Annotated in this window: 3 protein-coding genes; all 3 read right to left on the bottom strand. The window is 37.8% G+C overall.

Translation table 11 applies throughout. The annotated features are described in order from the left end of the window. Positions 1 to 359 precede the first annotated feature (359 nt). The 3 genes from DLM75_RS23615 to DLM75_RS23605 all read right to left on the bottom strand — a co-directional run bounded on the left by DLM75_RS23615 (position 360) and on the right by DLM75_RS23605 (position 8,783). Positions 360 to 1,001, bottom strand: a complete 642-nt coding sequence (locus tag DLM75_RS23615) for a hypothetical protein (RefSeq protein WP_118970968.1) — start codon at positions 999 to 1,001, stop codon at positions 360 to 362. 236 nt (positions 1,002 to 1,237) lie between these two features. Beyond that, entirely contained in the window at positions 1,238 to 1,906 is a 669-nt protein-coding gene (locus tag DLM75_RS23610; RefSeq protein WP_241548032.1) for a hypothetical protein, read from the bottom strand. After that, positions 1,881 to 8,783, bottom strand: a complete 6,903-nt coding sequence (locus DLM75_RS23605; RefSeq protein WP_118970970.1) for an RHS repeat-associated core domain-containing protein — start codon at positions 8,781 to 8,783, stop codon at positions 1,881 to 1,883. Before DLM75_RS23605 ends, DLM75_RS23610 begins: the two co-directional genes overlap by 26 nt. Positions 8,784 to 8,967: the final 184 nt, after the last annotated feature.

Here is an 8,967-nt window from a genome sequence, read left to right as displayed (position 1 = left end):
CAGGATGAAAGTTATAGAGAGTAAAAGCAATACTTTCAGAATTTTTAATTTAACATGGCTAAACTCCCGGACCAAACATACCTCCCGACGGAGGACTTATCGCTCCGGTTAATTCCATTAATTCAATTGTAGCGATAAGAGCAATTGCACCAAGAATTGCAAACACAGGACCCAATATTTCGAAGACGGCTTTCACTGAAATAGGGTACCCAATGTATCCAACTTTTTCTACAAAGCCAATTTATAGCTAGTAAGTTTGCCAAAAAATGCCTAGGTTTCAAGAATACTTTCCAACCGTCATAGCTTCTTGAACGTTAGTCTGATTTTGGTAACTCGTTTAAAAATAAAATATAAGTATATTACTTCTCTTTTTCCTTAAGTCCCGAATCAAATAAAAATAATTCTACCGATTGCTTAAAGGGAGCCGCAGGCATTCCACGGAGTAAATTTATCCACGATAGAGGAAGTAAGAGAATATGCGTTATCGCAAAAATGCTTGGTCGATAAGGATATGAGAAAACCTGATTTTTAGTATCGATTACTTCAAATCGAATTTCACTTGTAGATGTCCCCCAAAATGGAATTACACCTAGTGTCAGTCCAGAAAAAAAAAACCAAATTTCGCAACCATTCAGATTGTCTGCATTTTGTTTTATCGAGCAATCCGCATAAGAATTAATATTCAATGAAATAAGAATTTTTACTATTGTTTTCAATTCAATTTGGCAGTGATTTACTCGCGAATTCTCAACTAAATATTTTTGTATCTCAGTCTTTATTTCATTTAGAAAATCAACATGCGCCTTACCACCGAATTTTTTCAAATTCTCCTCAAGGGTTCGTCCATTCATTGTTTGTGATCCAAACTCGTAGCAAATATCATTCTGATCGAAATTTGGTGTCACTCTTTCAATTTGCACCGGGCGAGTCGGAACATTTGGAAATTGAAGACATCCAAAGAGAGCAAAGTTGACTAAAAGTAAAAAACTTCTCCTTTTCATCTATCTAATCAGTGATATATGGTCTACCATCGTCAACCTCTTCACCCGTTATTCCTTCAATAATGAGCTTAGCGGCAGTAAAAACTAAACTGGCGTTTACTGCTCCTTCTGCTACCAAAGCAACTGCAGCAACGATTATTTCAGTGAAAAAGATCACTCCAATAACAATCAGAATGCAATTTTGAATGAAACGAATATTATAAAGAAGGATAGTCTCTGAATTATCAAAATCAATATTATTTTTGACTTAACCCGGAGTCAGCAAGGAAAAGTTCAATAGTTTGTTCAAAGGTATCTTCAGGTACAGATCGAATTAGATTAACCCATGTAACTGGTAAAAGTAAAATCGAAAACACAATGTAAACACTTGGTTTATAAATGTATTGAGCTTTTTCCAAATTTGATTCGTAAATTCTAAAGGAAATTTCACTCGTTGTAGAACCCCAGAATGGAATGATGCCGAGAGTTGATCCTGCTAAAAAATTCCAAATCTGGCATCCCTTAAACTCTTCCGGACTTTGTCTTCTAACACAGTCGGGATCCGTATTCCAATTAAAAGAAATTTTGATTTTTGATCTGGATAAACTTCCAATTTCGCACTTTTTTATGCCAACCTTTTCAATGAGTCCCCCTTCAATGCTTTGACGATAGGAATAATATCTCTTTTCTATTGCAAATTGGTAACGATCAACATTGTGCTCAATTTGTTTTCCATTTATTTGTTCTGAATTAAATTCAAAACAATATTTTTCTTGAGAAAAATTTAAAATTTGCTGTTGTTTTCCACTTTCTTGCTTGAGCGTTTGTTTAAATTGCAAACACCCGAGTAAGAAAGGAAAAAGTAATATAGAGAATACACTGATTGCATATTTATTATGGTTAATTCGTATTATACGGTCGCCCATCTTCAGCTTCCTCACCAGTAATTCCTTCTATAATTAATTTTGCCGCAGTGAAAATCAATGAGGCAATGATAGAACCAACAATGCCTTCACCAATTAAAGTAATAGCAAATGCAATGACTTCAGGAAGAAATATAATAGCTGCAACAATCAGAATGCCGGCTACTATTTTTCCCCAGTCCCAGGCTAATATATCCTGCCAAGCATGACCGAGGAATTTTCCGCCAATACTATGATCTAAACTCCACATTCTCGTTCCATGATTTCGAGAATATTTCCCGCCCGTCATAATTTCGCGAACGGCACCGTCTATACCACTTGCAATTCTTCGAAATTGATGGTCGTATCCCCTTAATCGATTTCTCCAATAATGATCATTGTATCTCATACCTTGTCTAAATCCATGATCAATATCATGAAGTCGTCGCCTTACAACGGAATCCGCTTGTCTTCCAATAAATCTTGCAAAATGGTCCGCTGCACGACCAATATTTTTCGCAGTAATCGACCAGCGTTTTAAATTTTCTCGGGTCCCATTAGAAATATTGGACATGATTTGTCGCCCAATTCCGCTCACAGATTTCCCTATCGCAGCCAACGTTCCATTAGCAGCGTGTCCGATCGCTCGTAACCAACTATTAAATGCAGCAATGATTCCAATTTGTCCACTTGGATCTCGATAGCTCATCGGATTTCCATCTACATACATGTATAGATTACTTCCTGAAAGAACTTCTCCATTAACAACCGAGTCTGCCTGTAAAAATCTCGCCATCTCAGGATCATAATATCTGGATTTGTAATACAATAATCCAGTTTCTTTATCCTCTTCCTGACCTGAATATTTGTTTCTAAAAACATCAGGACCGTAAGAGTCCGTTCTTAATATTCCACCATACGGTTTGTAAGATACAAAACTTGTTCCAGTTGCTGAACCGCCTGACAAAGGTTTTCCCGCGCCATTAGTAGCCATTGAAATAGATCCGAGATGATTTGGATGAAAGAAAATCATTCCTGGAACTGGAGTTCCTCCAATTGAACCACCTCCTGCGCCATTTCCGGGATTGGATACGGAAGGAGTATCAGAAGGAATGATGGAAGGGAAAACAACCCAAGGGGGATCTCCATTTTTACTACCAGTTCCCGGTAAGAGACCGCAGGAATAAAAATTGAATCCCATAAAAACACTCAAGAGAAGAATCGGAGTGACCCCTATTCTCGCCAATTCAAACATTTGAAGTGACTTCGTTTTAAACGCAAGGTAACCGATAAATCCCAATAAACAAATACCGAAGAGAGATATCATTATTAGGCGAAATTGGTTTCCAATTCTCCCATTCTTGATCGCGAATATAGATTCGATCCCGGAAAGATAAAGATCATAGCTCTTATTCTTATAATAATCTCCGCAATCTTTTGCGATCCCTTTGCAAAAAGAATTTTTAGGATTTAGTATCGAACTTGCAAAGGTGAATTTTTCTTCCGCCTCAAACTGAGAATTCGTCAACAGGCTTACGCTATCTAAGGTCAACTGGGAGACTAAATCTCCGCTCAACCCCTTTATGTAAAGTGTATGTAAAGGCGAAAATCCAGGTCTAAAACTAACTTCGTACGCACCATCGATATTTACGACGCTGGTTCCATCTGATTGTTTGCTTTTGCGAACTCTTACACCTCTATAATCATAGTCATAAGTTAGAATATCGCCGTCTTTAGAAAGAATTCTCTGGAGTTTGCCCATCGGATCGTATTCTAGGGTATCTCCGTCCCGATTCGTCATAAGTCCAGAGTTGTCGTACGAATAAATTTTTGTTCCTTGTGAAGATGTAATTTGTGTTACGGCGTGCAAATTACTTCCACCGTAGGAATAATTACTTGCGCCTTTCTTAATTAAGTTTCCACCATCGGAGTATTGATAATCCTCGGAACCATATTTTCCGGTGGCATTTGTGATTCGGTTGAATTGATCATATTGGAAATTCTGAGTCCTTCCAGGATTTCTCAAATCATCAATCTTCGTAATATTTCCGGATAAATCGTAATCGTATTTTAAACTTTCGTAAACATCTGCATCCAGGCCGGTAATGATCTCAGTCGGTCTTTGATTAATTGGATCAAAATAGATATTGGTCTGAACCCCATTTCCTACGGTTCTCTGAAGTTTAAACTTACTTCCTTCCGCAAGTGGGCCCACATAGTTGACTACCGAATGCCCGGAACTGGTCCCATCGGAAGAGTCCATGGTAATGGAAGTTAAATAACCGGCAGGAGTGTATTGGTTGTGAATCACGGTTCCGTCAGGATATGTTAAAGTAGTAATTCGATTTCCTAAATCATAGTCTTTTAGAAAAATCAAAGTTAAGTCTTCTTGATTCAAGTATTTTCGAATCTTAGTCTGATTTCCTCTTGCGTCATATTGAAAATCAGTCTTTCCAATCGAGTCGATGATAGAAGTAATCTTACCGACTCCGTTTGTAACACCGGATTCATCATAAATTAATTGGATATTTTGGGTTGAACCATTGGAATGATTTCCGGTCACTCGGATCAATCGATCTAAAATATCATATTGATAGGTTAAATAAGAACCATTGGCATTTCTTTGTTCTATTACCTTCCCAGAAGTAGAGAATTGGAACGTAGTATTTCCAGTGTTCACAGTCGTTTGCGACAATTTATGACCCAATAAGTCGTAGGTGAAATTTACGTTCTTCCCTTCTGGATCTCTGACTTGTGTGGTTTTAGAATTTTCATCGTATGTATATTGAATCGTCTTTCCATTTTCTGTCTTAGAAAGAATTTCACCAAGTGCATTCTTGCTTATAGAAACCGTAGAAATCGGATTTGAATTTACGGTCGTCACTGAATTCGTAGTAAATCCTGAATATGATAAATCAGCCTTTTTACCTGAGGTATCGGAGATCGAAATAGTTTTGTTCTCGGTATCATAAATATACGTTGCCGTAAGAAAAGGAGAGGTTCCGATATAGGGTTCTGTTTTAGTTTTAAGGAGTCCGTTTGAATAATAAGTTGTATCTTCCATGAGGACAACTGCGTCCGCCGCAAGAGCTTCCGTTTTGATCACTCTTCCATAAGGGTCATGAGTTTCTTGGGCCCAAGAATCACCGGAATTCGGATCACTATTCGTTTTTTTCACTTTTTCGCCCGTTGGGTTTCCAGTCTGAATATATTCTACAACTTCAGACCAATCGGTTTCGCCGGGAAATTTGGTTCCGATCAATCGTCCGTAAAAATCATACAGCTTCTCAGATCGATTTCCATTCGGATCAGTGTTCGTCAATTCATGACCAAACACATAATCATAGGTTTTTTGAACTCCCATTCCCAAAGAATTTGTGAGACGAGTTGCATAGTTATGAGTAATTAGATCATATTCAATTAAATTAATATTTCCATTGGCTTCTCGAATTGAAGTTGGATTCCCAAAACTATCATAAGAAAGGATGGATTGAACTGCATATTTAGTTGTCCCTGCAATAATCAAAGTTTTGATGTCGGTCGGCAAATGATTCGAGTAGGTAATTTCCACCTGAGAAGCAACTCTTCCCCCTTTCGACTTTTTCTTTTGAACAACTTCCGACAACACCCAATCTGTAAGCGATGAATTGTAAATCGTATCCTCTCTGAGGGTTAAAGATGTATCCGAATCAAACTGTGCTACTTTTGTAAGGATGTTTTCATAAATATCATATGTATAATCAGTTTGAGAAGTAGTCAGAAGAGTACCATTTTGATACTGAATATTTAGATCTTGGGCTTTACGGATACTCAAGGTTCCAAAAGGACTTGCAACTGAAGTAAATGTAGATGTTGTAGTCGACATCAAATTATTATTTAGATATTCGTCTCGTTTCGTTTCTAAGCTCGCAAAATTCGGATCCGTTCCTTGATAATAAGAAATCGATTTTTCACCGGTCTGGCTATTTGCCGTTGTAATTTTTGCGAATCCCATTAAGGCGCGATTGTCTTGATCTTGGATATAGACTCTTCCATTTTCATAGATATAAGATTCAGATTCACCATATCCATTAGCTACTTGTGAATAAACATTCGTTGCCACAGAGTAAGGATTCAAATTTGGTTTCAGAAATGCCCCAATAGAATTAAAGTTAATCGCATTGATTACACTTGGATTCGATGGATCATATGTATTCGCGTAGCTGATTTGAATTCCTTTCTCTTGGGTTCCTAATATATCTGTTAAGAGGCCTTGCGAAATTTGATTGGAGAAGGCAGGTTCGATATAATCGATATTTACCGCATGGTCGTGAGCTGTTGTATTCTTTTCAAACGAAGCAAAATTGTTAAATAATGTCGGGACTACCAAATCTCTGATACCGGCACGAAAGCCTATAAAATCGGCCCGTCCATCCTGATTTGTATCCACAGCAATCGAGAAAGATGAAGCCGGAAAACTTGAGTCTCCACCATTGGAGTAAAATAGACTATTGTTCTTACTTCGAGAATAAGAAACATATATTGTACCGCTTGAATATCGAATGAAGTCTGCTTTCCCGTCTCCGTCAACATCTGCTAATGCTTTGGTATTCACGAAATTACTATACATCGCGTCTCGATCTGCGGCATAAAGAGCAGGATTCACAGGAACAGGGATCGTTTCATTATAATCGAAAACTACGTCCGTATTGCTATCGTCTGTTCCATTCTTAACATGAAACCCGGTTCCATTAAAAAAGAAGGTAAAGAACGAAATAGAATCTGTATTTCCATCCCAATTCACATCGAATTGTGTAACAATGGCACCATTATTGGAAACTTGAAACGTCGAATCAAAGGAACCTGTAATTGGATTAAAAAGATCGATTTGGAAACCGTCGGAAGTCAAAGAAATCCGATCTGTAATCCCGTCCCAATTCACATCTCGCATTGAGTAACGTTTACTATTCGCTCCACCATTGGCGACTTCTCTATATGGTGTTCCATAACTTACTGGAAAACTTAAAGGAGATCTTACACTATGTCCATCGGATAAATATACGAATAGAGTATCATTGGAGAAAGTGATCAGATCTAAATATCCGTCTCCATTTGAATCCGCGAGAAAACGATCGCCCTCCGTTCCCGAAACTCCAATATAGCTGGAAGTATTCGATCTGACGGAAATCGTTCCATTATTGTAGCTCAGAAATGAAATATTCAAATTCTTGCTTCCATCCGGATTATCAGTCATTCTTACATAGTCTGCAATTCCATCTGAATCCATATCGACGAACTGACGAAAAGAAGATCCGATCCCTGGAATGTTAAGTGTTATCGGATTCGTATTCAATGTTCCACCCGAAGCTACGTAGATTAAAAAATTATTCGAAGCATCAGTCTGAATGAACTCAGTTCTACCGTCTGCAGTCAAATCAACTAATCCTTGATAAGAGTTAGGATTTGAGTTCAAGATTACTGGAATTGAGATTTCATTAAAGTCTGTTTGTGTTAGAGACAGTTTGACATTTGCTAAAACAGCATTATCACTTAATACTATGAAGTCTGTAATCAAATCACCATCAATATCTCCTTGCAAAACTTTTGATTTCTCAGTGAGGTTAAATTTTTTAGTTGCAACTGGGATTTGAGAACCCGGGTTAGAACTATCATATCTCATTAGTTGATTTTGACTTTTAATTCCTGAAATCCAAACAGGTTCAGGAGCTTTACTACCTGGAAAGTTAGCAAGAAAAGTTTGTGATCCGACGATTCCATTCGAACACATATCTCCAAAAGTATTAACGTAACCAACGCAAACAAGACCCGCAAATCCACCGGACAATGCCATGCAAGCGGGATTCGCAGAACAAGCACAGACCAAAGCCGTAAAATCGCAGTCTGATTTTATGGCAGTATTTTCAAAACGATAACTCATATTGATAGAAGATGGCGACGATTTCGACGTGGAACTGGACCCGATAGGTAAGCTGTTATTGTAATTAAAAGAGACCGGTCCAAAATTCTTACGATCCAAACCGGCAAGCCTATCCTTTTTATCAAATAAACTATTGCTATAATTGAGGGTATATTTTTCCGACTCAACAGTGCTGCCGTCATCTTGCTTTTGATTAACGGAAATAGAATGAATACGCTTCGTTAACTTCGCTTGAATATTTAGAAAATTGGTTTCAATGGCGTCCGTTCTGTCTTCAATTCCAAATACAATCACTGTATTTCCTTGATTGTATTCGATTCGATCCGGAATGGGAGTTCCATTCGTTGAACTATAGGGTTGATACTTAATTATATATCCATTTCCATTCAGATCTCTTACTCTATTGAGAGCCCAGATCCGAGAATTTCCACTTACGTTTCGAATCGTTGCGTTTGAATTTGGATTTTCTGTAGAAGCATCCTCTCCAAAATAGTAAGTTACACCGTTGCGATCTTGAACGACCCAAGCATCTGCGAGTTTCTTAAATTGAAAAAATGATTCTATCTTCGTATGATAAATACCTGGAGAAGTTTTCACTAGCTTCCCAGCGAAGCTAACATAAGAATCGTTTGTATCGTTGTGAATTCCTTCCGACGGATCTAGAGAAATTGTTAAGATTCCTGAAAGATCCCAACCCCCTCCTACAAGCCCATCATTCTGTAAGGAACTATATTGAAGTTCTAAAGATGGGGTAATCCCTTTTGTACCTTTCGGAACTTGAATCGGAACGGAAGCGTTAGCTGCTCCGAAGGAATCGACTATTACCTCCGGTAGTGGTTGTGGAATCCCCGTTTCAGCACTTGGCCCGCTTAGTGAAAACATTTGTAAGAATGGGATTGCGGCAGTGCATGTAATAACTACTAAAAGGATAAGAGCGCATCTAACGATGAATTTACGATTAATAGTTTGGAGATTGAATTTCATACTCTTTGTTCGTTCCCATAAAAGTTCCAGATAGATAACAGATGGACCTTTGAAGGCAATGCGAGTCAATGAATTTTTGACACATTTATTTGTCGTTTGTTTCCAAATAAATACTATTTTATCATTTAAAACCTTTATTCAATGTCTGTAACTCAAATTCTCTTGACTATAAATACTTAGGTGC

Origin of the sequence: Leptospira stimsonii (genome assembly GCF_003545885.1) — a bacterium.
Taxonomy (GTDB): Bacteria; Spirochaetota; Leptospiria; order Leptospirales; family Leptospiraceae; genus Leptospira; species Leptospira stimsonii.
The sequence above is the reverse complement of the archived record's forward strand: the minus strand, read 5'-3'. Positions and strand labels throughout refer to the sequence as shown.

Bases quoted from the DNA above. Each gene is read 5' to 3' on its own strand.
- DLM75_RS23605 (WP_118970970.1), bottom strand. From the start codon at position 8,783: ATGAAATTCAATCTCCAAACTATTAATCGTAAATTCATCGTTAGATGC.
- DLM75_RS23615 (WP_118970968.1), bottom strand. From the start codon at position 1,001: ATGAAAAGGAGAAGTTTTTTACTTTTAGTCAACTTTGCTCTCTTTGGA.
- DLM75_RS23610 (WP_241548032.1), bottom strand. From the start codon at position 1,906: ATGGGCGACCGTATAATACGAATTAACCATAATAAATATGCAATCAGT.